Genomic DNA, 18,132 nt, shown 5'->3' with positions numbered 1-18,132 from the left:
TCAATCACGACGCATGCGCCGCCGAGACGGACGACGGACCCGAGGCCGCTTTTGCATCCGACGCACCGGACGCACCCGCCGCGCGCCCCGCGCCCGACACGCGGATCTTCGCGCCGTCGCTCAGGCGGTCCATGCCGTCGGTGACAACCGTGGCGCCTGCCGCAAGCCCCGAGGTGATGACGGTATGCACGCCGTCGCTCGCGCCAATATCGACCTTGTTCACGGAAACCGTGTCGTCCGCGTTCACGCGATACACGAAGTTGCCGGGTGCGCCGCTTTGCACGGCCGCGGTCGGCACGAGCAGCGCGCCGTGCAGCGTATCGACCAGCAGCTTCACATTGACGAATTCGTTGGGGAACAGAACCTTGTTCTCGTTCGCGAAGTCGGCGCGTAAGGTCACCGTGCCGGTGCTCGTGACGATCTGGTTGCTGATCGCGTACAGCGTGCCCGTGCCGAGCTGCTTCGTGTTGTCGCTGCTGAAGGCGGTCACCGTGAGCTTCGCGCCGCTCTGGAAGCGCTGGAGGATGTTGCCGAGCGAATCCTGCGGCACGCTGAATTCGACGGTGGTCGGCGTGATCGTCGTGATGACGGCGATGCCCGGACTGCTCGACGCGGTCACGTAATTTCCCGGATCGACGAGACGCAGGCCCACGCGCCCCGACACCGGCGCGACGATGCGGCAATAGATCAGATCCAGCTCGTACTGCCTGATGTTGGCGAGATCGGCCTGCACGGCCGCTTCGTCCTGCTGCACGGTGAACTGCTGATCGGCGAAGGTTTGCTCCGCGATGGACTTCTGCGCGTTCAGGCGCGTATAGCGCACGAGATCGGCTCGCGCCTGCGCGAGCGCGGCACGGTCCTTGGCGAGCTGCGCCTCGGCCTGCTGCTTGTCGATCTCATACTGGCGCGGGTCGATCTGAGCGAGGAACTGACCCTTGACGACATCCTGGCCTTCCTTGTAACCCACCGCCGTCAGATAGCCCGAGAGTTGCGGCAGCACCGTCACGGTTGCCACCGGCGTGACCGTGCCGAGTGCGTTGAGCGTTTCGGGCATGTCGCCCTGCACGACCTTGGCGACGCTCACCACCTGCGCCTGCGCGCCGTGCGACGCCGGCTTGCGTCGCACCAGATGCAACACCATGAGAATGAGCACGATCAGGACGATGATCGCCACAAGATAGCGGACCCAGCGCCGCTTGTTACGCACCGGTTGAGAGGGCGGCGTGGGCGGCGGTGTCAGTGGTGCGGGTGACCCGGATTGCTCGTCCGTGGCGGCTGCGGTCATGCTCGCCTCCGGAACACAGGCATCGCCACGCGCGCGATCGTGCTGCGGTTCTGGCGGGCGGCGGAAGATTGAATGCGGCGGAGCATGCAGATCTCCTCGATGAGAGCAGAGTCCGGACGGATGCAACCATGCGTAAGCCTGCGGTAAGCGCGCGTCCGTGCCGCACGCCCATCGCACTTCACGCTGAATCGCAACGCCGACGATAACTGAGCTTCAGCCAATACAGGTTACCTGTCGCGTCGGCTCGTAACAATCGAGACTAACGCGCGCGATGACAACCACCCTGCATGCTCGGAAGAATCGAACGATTCGGTAACGAAATCCGCGCGGCTTGATGGCCCGAAGCGCAGATCAGTCAGAATGGGTGGCGCGAGCAATGAACGAAGGTCATTTGTCAGTTTCTCGCGTTGCTGGCCCACGATTCGCATCCCTCACGGTCGTAACGAACGGTAAAGAACAGGCAGGACGTCAAGCCGCGCAGTGCAATGTTTTCGCTGTAGTCTTTGACCGGAATCCTTCCTGTGCGGACCTTCAACGGTGAACCAGTCGTCGTCGCCCGCGCCGCCCATGCCAGAAATGGAAACGCCCCTTCACGTGCTGCTTCTCAACAACGAAGCCGACGATGGCGAGCCGTTGCATGTATTCTTGCAGCAGCATGGCATCAAGCTGACCGTGCTGACCCGTGCGGATGATCTGGAGAATCACCTGGAACGGGAACGGCCTGCTCTCATCGTGCTGGACCTGACGATGCCGGTCATCGACACGCTCTCTGCACTGAAGACGCTGCGCAGGAAAGGCAAGTCCGTACCAGTCATCGTGCTCACAGCGCATCGCTGCGACATCGACCGCCTGCTCGAACTGAAGCTCGGCGCTGACGACTATCTCGGCAAGCCGTTTACCTCGCACGAACTGCTCGCCCGCATCGAGGCGGTGATACAGGGTCCGTGTGCGCTTCCGCGAGACGTCGAGGCCTGTCGCTTCGGACCCTTCACGCTGGATTTCGCCACACGCACGCTGCTTCGCGAGCGCACGCCGCTCAAGATCACGGAGAGCGAATACGCTCTGCTCGTCGTGTTCACGCAGCATCCGATGCAGGTGCTCTCACGGGCGCAGCTCGTCGAGTTGCTGCATGGCCCGCATGCGGCGGTCTCGGAGCGCGGTATCGACGTGCCGGTGTGGCGACTGCGCCGTCTGCTGGAAGACAACCCTGGCGTGCCCCGACGCATTCAGACCTTGCGCGGCGCAGGGTATATGTTCGTGCCGGACGACGGCTATTGGGCGTGAGAAGATCCGTATGTTGCCTTGATCGCGAGCACTTCGTTCAGACCGTCTTCGACCATCAACAGATGGTGAACTGCTTAGGTTTCGACCGTCACGCAATCAAGCTTGTCATAAGGCCAAGCCTGCGCAATGACGTTGTCGATTCCTGCTTCAGCCGAGACCCTGCGCGCGCCCCCTCGCGATTCCCGGTCAAAAGCGTCTGCCTCACCAGACAAAGATCACGAAGTGCCTCCAGCACGAAAACGCGCTTGATCAGCGCATCGGTATCCTTCATTGCCTTGATCGACTCGTCGTAGTCGTGCTTTTTAACCGCATCGAGGTCGCGGTTCCCGTACATCCCGCATGCAAGAAATACTGGTTGTTTGCTGTGAGTTTGTTCTCCAACTGGGCGTCGAGATATTCGATAACCTTCTTGTCACCTTGCGTGACAGACCTCGTGTCCGTCGCACGATCCTGAACCTGTCCGCCAAGGGCGGCATTATCCCGGCAATGCAGTGCTGAAGTGGTGCGGAGCACGGTCGTTCGGCATCGGGAACACGCTTATGCTTCTGGATGAGCCGACGGTCGGTGCCGTGTGCCCCAGCAGTGCGGCGAGCGAGAGAACAGCGAGCATGGCCACGGCCTCAACGGCAAGAGCTACGTCGAATCGGCGCTGATGGGCAAGGCAACCCGGACCGTTCTGCTCTGCGCAAGTGCGGAGGTTCGGCAGTACCACCGCGCGGTTCCAGCCGCCCAACAGGATCGCCAGCGCAACGCATGCCAGCTTGCCGGCCAACACCCGGCCGTACATCATTTGAAGGACCGCTGCGCCAACGTGTGGCCCGTCCTGCAATACGCTGTACAACCCAGTGACGAGAACGATCACGAGTGCGCTTGTCGCGAGGTGCGACAGCGCGGAGCAAAATGCGGCTCGTTGCCTCGCCCCGCCACTCGCGACACGCAACATTCCTGTCAGCAAAATGGCATCGACGATCACGCTGCCGGCCCAGAACGCCGTAGCGAACAGGTGAACAACGTGAATCGCCTCACGCCACGAGAAGTCGCCTGAATCTGCCGCGTAACTGGTCGCAGCCTTTGCTGCGACCCACAGCATGAGACCGAGGGCGAAGAGCGCCGAACCCGACTCCTTGCGCTGGCCGCTCAACGTGGCGGGCAGCGCGCCTGCAAAGCCAAGCGACCATGCCCTGTCAAAGTGGGACTGCGTGACCACCGTGGTGATAGCCGAACCGGCGTCTGCGAGTGGTGAACCACTCATGATGGCGGCCTGAAGCCAAAGATACACAAGGGCCGAGAAAACCAGCACCGTGGACGACGCGGTACGCAGGGCACGAAGCCTCTCCCACCCCAGCAACCCACAACGCATGGTCATGATGGCACATGCCAAGGCGCCCGCTGCTACAGCAGCGAGCACGTCCTGAACCGCAGCGAGCACGATCTGGGCGATGACGAGCCGATACACCTTCACTTCACCGTGAACGTGTAATGTCCCTGAGTGCGATGACCGTCGTCGGCAACGGCAATCCACAAGACGGTATAGACGCCTGGGGTCAGCGGATTGAGGCCGACAGACATGTGTTTTCGGTTCGACGGATCGACTTCGGCCTTTAATCAGAAAAGCGGTTTGCCGAGCGAGTTCGGGAAGATGTCGTCGAAGTAGAGATGCGCATCAAACAGAACACCCACATGGGTCCCGGTCGCGCGGTTCACCAGAATCTGCGCCTCGACGCCGAACTGGCCATAACGGTTCAACCAGAGCACGCCCGGATTGATGGTGCCCGTGGTGTGCCCCGAGCATCCACCGGCCGTGCAGGTGTTCATCGAGAACTCGACGACCGGAACCAGGTTGCTTAAAGGCTGCGGAAGGCCCAGGTCCTTCACCTGATTCTGGAGATAGGGAATGCTGTATTGAAGCGTCACGCCCCAGTAGAGTGAATTCGGACCCTAATCCAGGCTCGCCGTCGTGATATTCGGCCCGATTTCACCGGTGATGGCGAACGGGCGCAGATAGTTGAGGTTCGTCGGCAGATCGCCGAAGCCCTTCCCGAAGCGAGACTCTTCGTGATGAGCTTGTCCCACTCGAAAGAGAAAGAGTTGCCATTCATGTTGTCGCCATTATCGTCGGGCGACTTGATATGGCCGAACTATGTGTCGAGCTCGTCGCCGACACTGGGATCATCCACGGTCAGCGTGGCGGGAAAACGCGGTCGCCAACCACCGAGTGCGCAGACGCCGTTGGCGTGTGGGCGAAAGCTGCAAGCGCTGCCGTTGTGAGGAGCGTGGCGGGCGCAGGCAACGCCCGCCGCTTGATGAGGGTACGCATGTTGATTTTTCCAATCGTCGTTCGATACCGTCGTGCGCATGCGCGACAAACGGCCGCTTGCGGGATGCGCAAAGCAGCGGTTCATCAGACTTAGTTGAACAAGGGTCTGGATAAAACAGGAGGCGCGTGCGCTAGCTCCGGTGTATGGGAGGATCGCGTGAACCAACGTCGACGCGACGGCAACGGCAGTCGGCACGGCCATCGGCGGCGCGGCAAACACGACGGCGCTGCCCGGCAACTCCGTCGCATGGGCGAGCAGGCTGCAATACGGGCACACCTGCCCGTGTCCCGTTGCCGAATGCAAGGATTTGCTGTCATGCGTCGCCGACGCGCCCTCGCCCTCGCTCGAACAATACATGGCTAGCGCATCCCCGAGCGGGTGATGTGACGCGAGCTCCTGCGAGACGGTCGACGCGAGCGTCAGCATCAGGATTGCTAGCAATCCCAGCAGGCTGCCGAGTCGGTGGAGGCGAACGCGAGACATGGCGCGCGTGGCGTAAAGGTAAGAAAGGAAGGCGGTGAATTATGCCATGCACAAAGCTGTAAATCGCCGTACGGAGTGACAAGCCTATTCGGTCGAAAGTGCTCCGAAAGCAATGGCGATCAGTCCCCCATCGGCGAGCGCGTCAAGCGTTGCCACACCGGCAAGAAGCTGTCGGCATGCCTGTGGATACGCTTCACGAAAGCCGCGCGATCGACATACAAGCCGAGGGGACGCCGCCTGAACTTAGGCACTGCGATCGACGAGGTTCGCGATGACGCACCACGCGCGTGGATCTTTCCGCGGAATTTCGCGATGGCGTCCGACGGTTCGCGGTTCAACGTCGTTACGTTGTTTCACGTTGCAATCCTCCAGCCTTTGCGCGCACTCGCTCATCCGCACGTCTGGATGGAGCGTGCGGGCTGTGTCACGCGCGTCGTCCTCGACCGGCCGTGCCCTCGCTCATGCAGGCATTTTGCTTGGTGCCGACGCAATGACCAGATCAGAAATTGATCACTAGCACCCGATTCACATCGGTGGCGGTTGCATCTCCGGTAGCGAGATAGCAATGCCGCGGCGGTGCAACGCCGAGAGCACCTGGTACACACCTTTGAAGCACAGCACCGGCAAAGCAGCGCGCCAACTGCCACGCAGATTGCCCGCGAGCAGATTCACGATGCCGTCGCGCATCCAAAGCCGATTCGACGGCCCCATGAACAGGGTGCGCATGACCGGGTCGTTCACACGATAAATCAGCCAACTGATCCGATCCATTGCCTCAGACAGTTCAAGGTTGGCTGCGTCCGCCATCTTCTTTCCTCGTCCGGGATCGTCGAGCCAGACGTCGGCGGTCCTGGCACCCAGTTCGCCGCCAGTCATCGCCATGAGCACACCGGTCGAAAACATCGGATCGACGAACCCGTAGGCGTCGCCAATCATCAGGAAGCCATCGCCATTGCCCACACGCGCCCGATAGCTGTAGTTTGCGGTGCTATAGACGTCCGATACGCGCTCGGCACCCCGCGTACGTGCCGAAACGGTCGGGCTCGAAGCAATCCGGGACATCAACAGGTCAGTCGGCGTACCCGTGCGCCCCTTCCAGGCCGACTGGTTTCCGACGAAGCCGATGCTCATGGTGTCATCGGGCAGCGGAATCAGCCAGAACCATCCGTCCTCGGCAAGGTGAATGCTGACGTATCCGGAGAGTTCACCGTCGCGCCGCGTCACGCCTTTGAAGTGCGCATAAACGGCTGCCGTATTGTTGTGCTTGTTCGAGGTCTTGACCTTCATCCGCGACGCAAGAAACGTATCGCGGCCCGAAGCGTCGAGCAGGTAACGGGGTTGCCATTCAAGGGTCGCCCCTGATTCGTCCTGCGCCGAAACCACGTGGCGCGCTCCGTCGTGCCCTGGCCGAACGTCAGTGACGCGAGTTCGCTCGAAACACTGGGCGCCGTGCCTGCCGGCATTCTGGAATAGCAACGCATCGAAATCCGCGCGCCGCACTTGCCAGGCATGGGTACGATCGCGATCGAGCGCATTGGCGAAAGGAAAAGCGCAACTCCGACCAGTACGATCCGATACGAATTCAGCGCCGGGCTTATACACGCCGATCCCTTGGACCTGATCGAGTACGCCAAGCCGCTCGAAGATATCGAGATTGCGCGGCAACAGGCTCTCACCGATGTGAAACCGCGGATGTGCATCCTTTTCGACAAGCACCACGAGGCGCCCTTTCATCGCCAGCAATGCCGCAGCCGTCGCGCCAGCGGGCCCACCGCCAATGACCAGCACGTCCGGCCGGGCTGGATTCTTCTTCGATTGGTACATGCACTAGCTTCGGAGCGGTTAACGGGGCCCGCGCAAGGCGCGCGGACGTGACTGCGCAACGCAAGCCGGCAAAAGAATACCATTGTCTGATGTCGCTCTTCGCCGATCGAGATAATCAAAAAGGGCGAGAAAACCATCAAATGCATTAAGTTCAGACGCGAACTTATTGCGACCCGTGATAACGCACCGCCAGTTGACTGGGAGGAAGCCGTGAAGCCCGTCGCAGGTTCGCTGCGGATGATGACCGCCTTCACCCGTTTCCCGTATCCTGCGGGCAAATCCAGCCAGGCGACTGCAATGCCCAAATTAAGCATCTTTTGATTTAGTTAATACTTTCGATTGTTAAACACAAGCTGTCGCCACAGAAATATGAAGATAGCAAACCGTAATATGCCTGAGAATCATTCTCATTTATGTTGACGAGATTAAACGTCCAACGTAGGATTCGATTCACGCAATTTGTGATGGAAGTGTGACCGCCGCATTGCCCTGATCCTCCTCCAAATGAAGCGCAACGGATAAGACAATAACAATTAGGACTTCGATGAATATGCACTGCTCCGCTCTTCGGCGTCGACGGGCCGGTCGGTCTTCGTCCGTTCGGCCGGTGATGCCCGTGGCCAGGCGCCTGACGGTGGCCACCGCAATAGCGTGGAGCTCGCTCACGGGAAACGCATTCGCGGCAGCGAGCCCCGATGCCACGCCTGAAGCGCCCGAAGCGGACCTTCAGATTCAGGCGCAGCCGTCCAATTTTTGGACCGGCTTCTGGACCCGACAGAACATGCTCGGCGACATGGGCGGCCTGCGTCCGTGGCTCGGCAAGTACGGCGTGACGTTTCAATTGACGGAGACAAGCGAATATCTCGCCAACGTGCGCGGCGGTTTGGGTCGCGGCGGCACGTATGACGGCCTTACCACGGCCACGGTCGGCATCGACACACAAAAGGCGTTCGGGCTGCCGGGCGGTCAGTTCAATGTGAGCGCGCTGCAAATCCACGGCACCAATCTGAGCACGCGTTATCTAGGCACGTTGAATACGGCGAGCGGGATCGAAGCAGAAGCCACCACGCGTCTCTGGGAGTTGTGGTATCAGCAGTCGTTTCTCGACAAACGGATCGATGTGAAGATCGGTCAGCAGAGTATCGATCAGGAATTCATCACCAGCACGTACGCGGCGACCTTCATCAACACGATGTTCGGCTGGCCCGCGCTGCCCTCTTACGACATGCCCTCCGGCGGTCCGGCTTATCCGCTGTCCGCACTTGGGGTTCGTGTGCGGGGCCAAATCACGCCATCGCTGACCGCGCTCGCGGGCGTCTACTCGGGCGACCCGCTCGGCAATGACCCGGCTAACAAGTCCGGCACGAACTTCAATCTGCACAACGGCACGTTGTGGATCGGGGAGTTGCAGTACGCGATCAATCAGCCGTCCGACGGCGAGATGGTCGGCATGAACAGCAACAAGTTGCCGGGCACCTACAAGCTGGGTGTCTGGTACAACACCAATTCCTTCGATGATCAGCGTTTCGACAATACCGGGCTGTCGCTGGCGAACCCGAATTCGACGGGCACCCCGCAGTCGCATCACGGCAACTACAGCTTCTATGCAGTCGCCGACCAGATGATCTGGCGCCCCGATCCCGACGAGCCGCGCAGCATCGGCGTGTTCACCCGCCTGATGGGCGCGCCGGGCGACCGCAACCTCGTGAGCTTCGCGGCGAATGCGGGCGTCGTCATGAAAGCGCCTTTCAAGAACCGCGACAACGACAGCGTGGGTCTCGCGGTCACGTACATCAAGGTCGGCAATCATGTGCATGATCTCGACCTCGACTACCGCAACTTTCTCGGTACGCCCTACGGCGTGAGAACGCAGGAAACCACTATCGAGGCAACCTACCTCTACCAGGTCACGCCGTGGTGGATCATGCAGGCCGACGCGCAGTACACGTTCAACGCGGGCGCGGGTCAAAACCCGAACGACCCGGCGCAGCCGCTGCGCAACACCTTCGTGATCGGCGTGCGGGCGAACCTCACGTTCTGATGATTCGACGCGCGACATCCCACGACATAGCAAGCATTCAGATCATGACGGCCATTCACAATACGCGCGCTTTCCTGAGTTTGACGGCACGCCGGCTCGCTGCGGCAACGGCCTGCCTCGTCGCAATCGCGGCCCATGCAGAACCCCAAGGCTTTCTCGAAACGCTGCACCGTAACACGACGCTCATCAACACCGTGCCGGACAACGGCGATCAGAACCCCTACGCGATCTTCGTCGCGCCCGTATCGGCCGGATCGATCAAAAAGGGCGACGTACTCATCGACAACTTCAACAACGCGGCCAATCTGCAAGGCACGGGCAGCACCATCGTCAATTATCGCCCCGACACCAAACAGATGACCCTGTTCGCGCAGATTCCGCGCGACCTGAAGGAATGCCCGGGCGGCGTCGGCCTCTCCACGGCGATGACCATGCTGAAGTCGGGCTGGGTGATTGTCGGCAGCACGCCGAGCAACGACGGCACGACCAGCACCAAGGGCGCAGGCTGTCTCGTCGTCCTCGATCCGAATGGCAAGATCGCGAAAGTGTGGTCGAGCCCGAACATCAACGATCCGTGGGGCAACATGGCCGTGGATGACAACGGCACGATCGCGACGCTCTTCGTTAGCATGGCAGGCTTCGGCGTGGGCAGCGCGGACGGCAATCCGCCCGTGTTCAAGCAGGCCACAGTGCTGCGCCTCGATCTCGACATCCCCGAGGGACAGCCGCCCATCGTGAAGAACGAGACCGTGATCGGCAGCGGTTACGGTGCGCAGGCCGACAAGGGCGTGTTCCTCGTCGGTCCGACCGGACTCGCCCTCTCGGCGGACAAGAAGCTGCTGTATGTATCGGACGCGATCGGCAACCGGATCAACGAAATCGAAGACCCGCTCACGCGCGACACCAGCGCGGGAGTCGGACGGCAACTGACCGCCGATGGCCTGCTGCATCGACCGCTCGCGATGGTCACCGCGCCCAACGGCCACCTGCTCGTGACCAACGCGCTGAATGGCCAGGTGGTGGAAATCATTCCGGAAAGCGGCAAGCAGCTTTATGCGCGCTGGATCGACACCGACAAGGCGCAAAGCCCGCCGGGCAGCGGCGACCTGTTCGGCATCGCGATGACGCCGGAAGGCGACGGGTTCTACTACGTGCAGGACGATGTCAACACGCTCGTCATCGCGAAGTGACGAAACGATTGACGCGAAGAAAGGCAGCATCATGAAAGACGATCAAACGAATCCGCACCGACGCGGCTTCCTGAAGGCGGGCGCGGCGGCGGGACTCGCCTCCGGCGCGGGCATCGCACGCGCGGCGCTCACGCGCACGCCCGCCGACGACGCGCAGCGGCAAGTCGAGCCGTTCTACGGCGCGCACCAGGCGGGCATCGTCACTCCGCAGCAGAGCCACACGTACATGGCGGCGTTCGATGTGAAGACCGAAAGCCGCGATGAACTCGTCGCGCTCTTGCGCGCGTGGACGCTCGCGTCGGCACGCATGGCGCGCGGCGATACCGCAGGCGCACTCGATACACCGGACGACAAACCCGCATCCGATTCCGCAGATATCCTGGGGCTCGGCGCATCGGCGTTGACGATCACCTTCGGCTTCGGGCCGACGCTCTTCAAGACGAGCGACGGCAAGGACCGCTTCGGCCTCGCTGCAAAGCGCCCCGCCGCCCTGGTCGATCTGCCGCGCTTCAACGGAGATCAGCTCATCCCCGAGAAGACCGGCGGCGACATCATGATCCAGGCGTGCGCGAACGACGCGCAGATCGCGTTCCACGCGGTGCGCCAGCTCGCGCGCATGGGCACGAGCGCGAACGTCACGTCGATCCGCTGGGGACAAGCGGGCTTTCTGTCCGGACCGAAAGGACAGACGCCGCGCAACCTGATGGGCTTCAAGGACGGCACCAATAATCCGTCGACCTCGCAGCCACCGCTCATGAACCAGTTCGTCTGGGCCGACGGCGCCGACGCACCGTGGATGAAAGGCGGCACGTACACCGTGGTGCGGCGCATCCGCATCACGCTGGAGCACTGGGACACGATGGAGCTGGGCTTCCAGGAACAGGTGTTCGGTCGGCACAAGTACAGCGGCGCGCCCATCGGCAAGAAGAAGGAATTCGATGCCGTCGATCTAGACACCGCCGACAAGGACGGCAATCCGGCGATCGCAGAGAACTCGCATGTGCGGCTGTCGAATCACATGACGAACAACGGCATGCAGATCCTGCGCCGCTCGTATTCGTACAACGATGGCACCAACTTCTATATCGAGCGCTGGCCGCCGTGGCGGCAGGAAACCGAATACGACGCGGGACTGATTTTCGTCGCGCATCAGTCGGACCCGCGCACGGGCTTCATTCCGATCAATACGAAGCTCGCGAAGTTCGACATGATGAATCAGTTCACCACGCACGTGGGCAGCGCGATCTTCGCCGTGCCGCCGGGCGCGAAAGAAGGCTCCTATATTGGCGCGGCGCTGTTCGAGGCTTAAGCGCGAAGCATTCGCGCATATAAAACATAACTTCAAGAGGAGAAGGCTCCATGGCTCAATCTCGAATCGGCCTGTGGCGACAGCTGTCGCAAGTGGTGATGTTGTCGCTGTCAATCGCGGCGAGCGCGCATGCGGCGTCCATCGTCGTGTACAACGCGCAGCACGAGCAGGTCATGAACATGCTCGCGAAGGACTTCGAGCAGCAGACGGGCATCGCGGTGAAGGTTCGCAACGGCGAAGGTCCGGCGCTCGCCGCGCAGCTCGTGGCGGAAGGCGCGAACACGCCCGCGGATGTGTACTTCACCGAGAACTCGCCCGAGCTGATGCTTCTCGAAGAAAAGAATTTGCTCGCGAAAGTCGATGCCGCGACACTCTCGATCATTCCCGCGCGCTACAACTCACCGACGGGACAGTGGATCGGCGTCACCGCGCGCGAGAGCGTGCTCGCGTACAACACGGGAAAGATCCAGCCGTCGCAGTTGCCGCCGTCGTTGTTCGACCTCGCCAAGCCGGAGTGGAAAGGCAAGGTCGGCATCGCACCGAGCGACGCGGACTTTCTGCCACTCGTGAGCGCCGTGCTCGCGTTAAAGGGCCAGGAGCAGACGCTGCAATGGCTCAAGGGACTCAAGACCAACGCTCAAATTTTCGATGACGATGAAGGCGTGGTCGCGGCGGTGAACCGTGGCGGCGTGGCGACGGGCATCATCAACAACTATTACTGGGCGCGACCGCATGCCGAACTCGGCGACAAGGCGACGCGCAGCGCGATCTATCACTACGGCAACGGCGACGTAGGCGGACTCGTCAACGTATCGGGCGCGGCGATCATGAAGAACGCGCATAACGTGGGTGGCGCGCAGCAGTTCCTCAAGTATCTCGTCAGCGAACGCGCGCAGGCGCTGATGGCGAAGAGCCGCGTGAGCTACGAATATCCGCTGCTCGCGGGTGTCGCGCCCGATCCGCTCCTCAAGCCTTTCGATCAGCTTCATCCCCCCGCGCTCACGCTCGAACAACTCGGCGACGACAGTCAGGCCGGCAAGCTGCTGCGTCAGGCGGGACTGATCTGAGTGAGTGCAATGATTGAGCCGGGTGAAGCGGCTGCGGTACTGGAATCGTCGTCTGACGGCTCGGGCGTTCGTGCATCGAAGAAGCCCCCGCGCATGCTGCTCGCGGGCGCGGCGCTTGCCGCGCTGCTCGTGCTCGCGCCGCTCGCGTTCACGTTCTGGCGCGCGAGCGCGAACGGTGTCGATGACGCCGTCGAGTTGCTGTTTCGTCCGCTGGTCGGCGAGTTGCTGCTCAATACGCTCTGGATCACGCTCGGTGCCACGACGGCATCGGCGGTGATCGGCACGGCGGCCGCGTGGTTCATCGAACGCACGCACTTGCCCGGACGACGCTTCTGGGCGATGCTCGCCGCTGCCCCGCTCGCGATGCCCGCGTTCGTGTCGAGCTACGCGTGGGTTTCGATCAGTCTCGATTTGCAAGACTTCGCGGGCGCGATGCTGGTCATCACGTCGGCCTATTTTCCGCTCGTATATCTGCCGGTCGCGGCGGCATTGCGCGGCATGGACCCCGCGCTCGAAGAAAGCGCGCGCTCGCTCGGCTGCGGACGATGGGCCGTCTTCGCCCGCGTCGTGCTGCCGCAATTGCGGCCCGCGCTGCTCGGGGGCATGCTGCTCGTCGCGCTCGGGGTGCTGTCCGAGTTCGGCGCGTTTCAGATGCTGCGTTATCGCACGTTCACCACGGAGATTTATGCAGAATACCGCACAAGTTTCGATAACGGCGGTGCGTCGCTCGTCGCCTGCGTGCTGCTCGTGCTGTGTCTGATCTTGCTCGCGCTCGAGTTTCGCTTGCGGGGCCGCGCGCGTTATGAACGCGTCGATCGTGGCGCCCGCCGCGCAGCGCTCCGCTATGAGCTTGGGCGATGGCGCTGGCCATCCGTCGCCGGCTTCGCCGCGCTTGCAATCGCGACGCTCGGCGTGCCGCTGGGCATGATCGCCTTCTGGCTGACGCAGGAAGGTGCGGCCGCCATCACGCCGGCGGAGGTGTCGCCCAAGCTGCTGCTCGACGCGACGATGTCCTCCGTGGGCTTCGGCCTGCTCGCGGCCGTCGTCACGGTCGTGCTGGCGTTTCCGCTTGCATTGCTGCTTGCGCGCTATCCGGGTCGATTGGTCACGCTGATGGAGCGCATCGTGTTTCTGGCGCAAGGCGTGCCAGGACTCGTGATTGCGCTGGCGATCGTCTCGCTCGCGGTGCGTGCATTGCAGCCTCTGTATCAGGGCGTGACGCTGCTGATCGCCGCCTACGCGATCCTTTTTCTGCCGCTCGCGCTTGTCAGCGTACGCGCCGCGTTGATGCAGGCGCAGCCGCGTCTCGAAGACACCGCTCGATCGCTCGGACTCAATGCAACACAAACGTTCCTGCGCGTGATGTTGCCGCTTGCCGGTCCGGGTTTCGGCGCGGCCGCGGCAATGGTCTTCATCTCGGTCGTCACTGAACTGAATGCGACGCTGCTGCTCGCGCCGCTCGATACGCATACGCTCGCGACGCAAGTATGGTCGGATACCTCGACCCTCGCTTTCGCGGCGGCCGCGCCCTATGCCGCGCTGCTCACCTTCATCTCCTTCTGCGCATCCGGTCTGCTGTTCGTGCTGCTCGGGCGCTCGGCTTTGAAAGATCCACGAGAATCGTCCATTCCATGAGCGAGCTACGCGTTCAAGGCCTGCGCAAGGCATTCGACGAACATCCGGTGCTGCACGGAGTCGACCTCACGGTCCCGCGTGGTGCGCTCTTCGCTCTGCTCGGCCCCTCCGGCAGCGGGAAGACGACGCTGCTTCGTCTGCTCTGTGGATTCGAGCGCGCAGACGCGGGCACGATCGATATCGACGGGCGCCGCGTAGAAGGCCCCGGCGCGTTTCTGCCGTCGGAACTTCGGCGCATCGGCTACGTGCCGCAGGAGGGCGCGCTGTTTCCGCATCTGTCGGTTGCCGAGAACATCGTGTTCGGATTGCCGCGCAGTCAGCGCAAATCCCAGTATCGCGTGGCTGAGTTGCTGGAGCTGGTTGGCCTGCCGCTCGACTATGCGCGGCGCGCACCGCAACAGCTTTCGGGTGGGCAACAGCAACGCGTCGCGCTTGCTCGCGCACTGGCGCCGTCGCCGGGCATGATCTTGCTCGACGAACCGTTTTCTTCCCTGGACGCCGCGTTGCGAATCGAAACGCGCAAGGCCGTCGCACGCGCTCTGGCGGATACCGGAACGACCGCCATCCTCGTGACGCATGACCAGGCGGAAGCCCTCTCGCTGGGCGATCAGGTCGCGGTACTCCTGCGTGGCACGCTTGTGCAGACGGGTTCGGCGAGGGACATCTATCTGCGCCCCGCGACACGAGAGCTGGCGGAGTTCGTCGGCGATGCCGTGCTGCTGAGCGGGTTCGCGAGCGGAGGTTTTGTGAACTGCGCGCTCGGAAGACTTCGGCTCATGGGTCCCGTCGAGAACGGCGCAGTCGACGTGATGATCCGGCCAGAGCAAATTCGTCTGGTACCGGCGCTACCGCCAGGTTCGAGCGACGCACATGTAACCGACGTCGTTTTCAATGGGCGCGATGCGCTCGTCACGCTTAGGCTCACCCACGCGCAAGCGTGCAATGTCATCGCATACGTGCCAGGTCATTGTGCGCCGCGCATCGACGAGAATGTGGGTCTCTCCATTGAGGGCGGCGTCATAGCGTACGCCGCGCCAGAAGGCGCGTCGCAACATCTTCGTATCGTGCACTCCTGACACCTGAGGCTGGACCGCCCTCCTGCTTCGTGGGAATTCGCCTTGCATCTTGATTAAATTGGGGCGCATGCCCGCGGCTCTTTTGCATCAGGCCGCTGGCAATCCACCGAAGATATCGGAGGGTACGTTGGTTGAATGTCTACGACACAGTTGATGAAAATGCGTCTCGTTGCCACGTCTCCCCTATCGAGGGTCTATTCTGTTTGAGTGATGCAACCAAGCGAGCGACAGCATGCAAGGCGATCCGAAGGTGATTGAGTATCTCAATGCCGAACTGAAAAACGAACTGACGGCCGTGCATCAGTACCTTTTACATGCGCGCCTATATAAGCACTGGGGACTCACGGAGCTCGGCGCCCACGAGTACAACGAATCGATGGATGAGTTGACTCACGCGGACAGGCTGATCGAGAGAATTCTCTTGCTCGATGGACAGCCCAATCTGCAGGACCTCCATCCACTCAACATAGGCAAACAAACGCTAGAGGCCCTGCAAAACGACCTCGCGCTTGAAAAGGCGGCACAAGCTCAGTGCAAAACCGGGATCGCTTACTGTGAGTCGGTCCGGGACTTCGTCTCGAGAGAGATTCTGGTCGAACTACTCGATGCGACGGAGGATCACATAGACTGGCTGGAGATTCAAATCGGGCTCATCGACAAGATCGGAGTTCAGAACTACCAGCAGTCGGCCATGCATAAGGTCGGTTGACCGGTTCAACCCGGGAATGCAATGACGTGGAAAGAGCGCGCACATAGCAGGGACAACTCTCGGCGTGTTCAGAGGAGAAGACGGGTGTGGTGTAGCGCGCGCCGAGATCGACCCGCGTCCATGAGGGCACGTGCTGCGTGTTGTCCTGGCTGACGTAGGTTTCGCCGGTATAGAGGTACAACTGGGGTGACGACGAGGACCAAAGCAGTCATCCCGACATGAACTTCCAGAACCCAGCGTACGATGGCAAACGCGGTATCGCGAACGACCAGGCGTATCGCGAGTACATCGAAGCGGAGGACAAGAAAATCGCGGTCGGACTTGCCAACGAAATGCGCGACGCGATCAAGGCGTCTCGCGGACGCGTGTACAAGACCGAGCAGTCGATGAGCCTCTATCCAACGGCGGGCACCTCCGACGACTACGCGTACAGCCGCCACATCATCGATGCAAAGAAGGCAAAAGTGTTCTCTTATACGATCGAGTGGGGGAGCAAGCACAATTCAACGCCCTTTCATCCCGTCTATACGGAGATGAAGCAGATCATCGATGAGGTCACCTCCGGGCTGCTGGCGTTTTATATTAAGGCGAAGTGAGGGCGCTGGTCGAGCAGCGCAGGTTCGGGCTCGGAAAAGAGGAGCGACCCTTGGACTCGCTTCGTTGTTCTTCCGAGCCCCGCTTCGCCGCGTTCAGGCTTTCAACACCCCGAAGATCTCACTCAACATCGTCTTCGCATCGCCGAACAGCATGCGATTGTTGTCCTTGTAGAAGAGCGGGTTGTCGACGCCGGCATAGCCCGAGGCCATGCTGCGTTTCATCACGATCGAGGTCTTCGCCTTCCAGACCTCCAGCACCGGCATGCCGGCGATTGGGCTCGCCGGGTCCTCCTGCGCCGCCGGGTTCACAATGTCGTTCGCGCCGATGACCATCGACACGTCTGCCTCGGGGAAGTCAGCGTTGATCTCGTCCATCTCCATCACAATGTTGTAGGGCACCTTCGCTTCGGCCAGCAGCACGTTCATGTGGCCTGGCATGCGGCCCGCCACCGGGTGGATCGCGAACCGCACGTCGACGCCCTTTTCCCGCAGCAGGCTGGTAAGTTCGAACACCGTGTGCTGGGCCTGCGCCACGGCCATGCCATATCCGGGCACGATGATCACGCTCTTCGCGTCGCGCAGCAGCTCGGCGGTTTCGGCAGCGCTCACGGCGATCGCTTCGCCAGCCGGCTGCGCACCGCCGCCCGTCGGTGCAGACACACCGCTGCCCGTACCGAAGCCGCCGGCGATCACGCTGATGAAGTTGCGATTCATCGCGCGACACATGATGTACGACAGGATCGCGCCCGACGAGCCCACCAGCGCGCCGATCACGATCAGCAAGTCGTTGCTGAGCATGAAGCCGGTGGCCGCCGCCGCCCAGCCTGAGTAGCTGTTGAGCATCGACACCACCACGGGCATGTCGGCGCCGCCAATCGCCATCACCATGTGCACACCGAACAGCAGCGAAATCGCTGTCATCACGAAGAGCGGCGTCATGCCGTCCTGAATCGTCTCCGCATGCAGGAACGCACGGCCGAACACGATCACCACCAGCAGCGCGGCGAGGTTCAGCCAGTGCCGTGCCGGCAGCAGCAGCGGTTTGCCGCCGATCTTGCCCGACAGCTTGCCGAACGCAATGACCGAACCCGCGAAAGTCACCGCACCGATCAGGATGCCAACGTAAATCTCGACTTCGTGGATCGCCTTCTCGGCGCCGGTGAACTGCACGGAGGTGTCGATGTAGCTGGCGAAGCCCACCAGGCAAGCCGCCAGGCCAACCAGGCTGTGCATCAGCGTGAACCGCCCCGGAAATGTAGGAGACTTTGGATCTTGGCTGTATCTGGAGATTTAAAGCATGGAAAGCGAAGGCAAG

The 18,132-nt window shown here is 61.8% G+C and carries 12 protein-coding genes and 5 pseudogenes; 9 read left to right on the top strand and 8 right to left on the bottom strand.

What is annotated here, in order from left to right; translation table 11 throughout:
- Positions 1–4 precede the first annotated feature (4 nt).
- On the bottom strand, positions 5–1,285 hold the full coding sequence (locus AWB79_RS36985; RefSeq protein ID WP_082862588.1) for an efflux RND transporter periplasmic adaptor subunit: 1,281 nt from the start codon (positions 1,283–1,285) through the stop codon (positions 5–7).
- A gap of 567 nt (positions 1,286–1,852) precedes the next feature.
- Between AWB79_RS36985 and AWB79_RS36980 the strand changes: the two genes are divergently transcribed.
- Complete coding sequence (locus AWB79_RS36980) at positions 1,853–2,569, top strand: winged helix-turn-helix domain-containing protein (protein ID WP_061172426.1); 717 nt, start codon at positions 1,853–1,855, stop codon at positions 2,567–2,569.
- 211 nt (positions 2,570–2,780) lie between these two features.
- On the opposite strand, the pseudogene AWB79_RS40725 reads toward AWB79_RS36980, so the two are convergent.
- The 6 genes and pseudogenes from AWB79_RS40725 to AWB79_RS36955 form a co-directional block, all read right to left on the bottom strand.
- Positions 2,781–2,971: pseudogene (locus AWB79_RS40725) on the bottom strand (ferritin-like domain-containing protein); the annotation flags it as partial.
- 73 nt (positions 2,972–3,044) lie between these two features.
- Positions 3,045–4,025: a CopD family protein gene (locus AWB79_RS36970; RefSeq protein WP_157695933.1), complete on the bottom strand. Its 981-nt coding sequence runs from the start codon at positions 4,023–4,025 to the stop codon at positions 3,045–3,047.
- Positions 4,026–4,027: 2 nt separating this feature from the next.
- Positions 4,028–4,171 (bottom strand): annotated as a pseudogene (locus AWB79_RS39235) (copper resistance protein CopC); the annotation flags it as partial.
- Positions 4,172–4,174: 3 nt separating this feature from the next.
- Positions 4,175–4,886, bottom strand: a pseudogene (locus AWB79_RS41140) (hypothetical protein).
- A gap of 181 nt (positions 4,887–5,067) precedes the next feature.
- Positions 5,068–5,313 (bottom strand): annotated as a pseudogene (locus AWB79_RS41135) (DUF2946 family protein); the annotation flags it as partial.
- A gap of 582 nt (positions 5,314–5,895) precedes the next feature.
- Positions 5,896–7,194 carry an NAD(P)/FAD-dependent oxidoreductase gene (locus tag AWB79_RS36955; RefSeq protein ID WP_061172420.1) on the bottom strand — a complete coding sequence of 433 codons (1,299 nt, stop codon included), beginning with the start codon at positions 7,192–7,194 and terminating at the stop codon, positions 5,896–5,898.
- 610 nt (positions 7,195–7,804) lie between these two features.
- Between AWB79_RS36955 and AWB79_RS36950 the strand changes: the two genes are divergently transcribed.
- The 8 genes from AWB79_RS36950 (at position 7,805) to AWB79_RS36915 (ending at position 16,817) form a co-directional block, all read left to right on the top strand.
- Positions 7,805–9,235 (top strand): carbohydrate porin, encoded by a 1,431-nt coding sequence (locus AWB79_RS36950; RefSeq protein WP_061172419.1) that lies wholly within the window; start codon positions 7,805–7,807, stop codon positions 9,233–9,235.
- A 44-nt stretch (positions 9,236–9,279) separates the two neighbouring features.
- Positions 9,280–10,425, top strand: coding sequence for an NHL repeat-containing protein (locus tag AWB79_RS36945; protein ID WP_061172433.1), 1,146 nt, complete (start codon positions 9,280–9,282; stop codon positions 10,423–10,425).
- Between the two features lie 31 nt (positions 10,426–10,456).
- On the top strand, positions 10,457–11,734 hold the full coding sequence (gene efeB / locus AWB79_RS36940) for an iron uptake transporter deferrochelatase/peroxidase subunit (protein ID WP_061172432.1): 1,278 nt from the start codon (positions 10,457–10,459) through the stop codon (positions 11,732–11,734).
- A 50-nt stretch (positions 11,735–11,784) separates the two neighbouring features.
- Complete coding sequence (locus AWB79_RS36935) at positions 11,785–12,801, top strand: iron ABC transporter substrate-binding protein (protein WP_061172418.1); 1,017 nt, start codon at positions 11,785–11,787, stop codon at positions 12,799–12,801.
- Positions 12,802–12,894: 93 nt separating this feature from the next.
- Positions 12,895–14,436, top strand: a complete 1,542-nt coding sequence (locus AWB79_RS36930; RefSeq protein ID WP_374728592.1) for an ABC transporter permease — start codon at positions 12,895–12,897, stop codon at positions 14,434–14,436.
- Positions 14,433–15,512, top strand: coding sequence for an ABC transporter ATP-binding protein (locus AWB79_RS36925; protein ID WP_061172416.1), 1,080 nt, complete (start codon positions 14,433–14,435; stop codon positions 15,510–15,512). Before AWB79_RS36930 ends, AWB79_RS36925 begins: the two co-directional genes overlap by 4 nt.
- 232 nt (positions 15,513–15,744) lie before the next feature.
- On the top strand, positions 15,745–16,221 hold the full coding sequence (bfr, locus tag AWB79_RS36920) for a bacterioferritin (protein ID WP_061172415.1): 477 nt from the start codon (positions 15,745–15,747) through the stop codon (positions 16,219–16,221).
- Between the two features lie 218 nt (positions 16,222–16,439).
- The gene (locus AWB79_RS36915) at positions 16,440–16,817 is read left to right on the top strand and encodes a M14 family zinc carboxypeptidase (protein WP_061172414.1); all 378 of its coding nucleotides are present in this window, start codon (positions 16,440–16,442) and stop codon (positions 16,815–16,817) included.
- A 93-nt stretch (positions 16,818–16,910) separates the two neighbouring features.
- On the opposite strand, the pseudogene AWB79_RS36910 reads toward AWB79_RS36915, so the two are convergent.
- Positions 16,911–18,059, bottom strand: a pseudogene (locus AWB79_RS36910) (NAD(P)(+) transhydrogenase (Re/Si-specific) subunit beta); the annotation flags it as partial.
- Between the last annotated feature and the right edge of the window lie 73 nt (positions 18,060–18,132).

Source organism: Caballeronia hypogeia (genome assembly GCF_001544875.2).
Classification (GTDB): domain Bacteria; phylum Pseudomonadota; class Gammaproteobacteria; order Burkholderiales; family Burkholderiaceae; genus Caballeronia; species Caballeronia hypogeia.
The sequence above is the reverse complement of the archived record's forward strand: the minus strand, read 5'-3'. Positions and strand labels throughout refer to the sequence as shown.

What these genes read in the sequence shown, in the direction of transcription:
- bfr (WP_061172415.1), top strand. Translation starts at nt 15,745, where the DNA reads ATGCAAGGCGATCCGAAGGTGATTGAGTATCTCAATGCCGAACTGAAA.
- AWB79_RS36925 (WP_061172416.1), top strand. Translation starts at nt 14,433, where the DNA reads ATGAGCGAGCTACGCGTTCAAGGCCTGCGCAAGGCATTCGACGAACAT.
- AWB79_RS36930 (WP_374728592.1), top strand. Translation starts at nt 12,895, where the DNA reads ATGCTGCTCGCGGGCGCGGCGCTTGCCGCGCTGCTCGTGCTCGCGCCG.
- efeB (WP_061172432.1), top strand. Translation starts at nt 10,457, where the DNA reads ATGAAAGACGATCAAACGAATCCGCACCGACGCGGCTTCCTGAAGGCG.
- AWB79_RS36935 (WP_061172418.1), top strand. Translation starts at nt 11,785, where the DNA reads ATGGCTCAATCTCGAATCGGCCTGTGGCGACAGCTGTCGCAAGTGGTG.
- AWB79_RS36955 (WP_061172420.1), bottom strand. Translation starts at nt 7,194, where the DNA reads ATGTACCAATCGAAGAAGAATCCAGCCCGGCCGGACGTGCTGGTCATT.
- AWB79_RS36980 (WP_061172426.1), top strand. Translation starts at nt 1,853, where the DNA reads ATGCCAGAAATGGAAACGCCCCTTCACGTGCTGCTTCTCAACAACGAA.
- AWB79_RS36915 (WP_061172414.1), top strand. Translation starts at nt 16,440, where the DNA reads ATGAACTTCCAGAACCCAGCGTACGATGGCAAACGCGGTATCGCGAAC.
- AWB79_RS36945 (WP_061172433.1), top strand. Translation starts at nt 9,280, where the DNA reads ATGACGGCCATTCACAATACGCGCGCTTTCCTGAGTTTGACGGCACGC.
- AWB79_RS36950 (WP_061172419.1), top strand. Translation starts at nt 7,805, where the DNA reads ATGCCCGTGGCCAGGCGCCTGACGGTGGCCACCGCAATAGCGTGGAGC.
- AWB79_RS36985 (WP_082862588.1), bottom strand. Translation starts at nt 1,285, where the DNA reads ATGACCGCAGCCGCCACGGACGAGCAATCCGGGTCACCCGCACCACTG.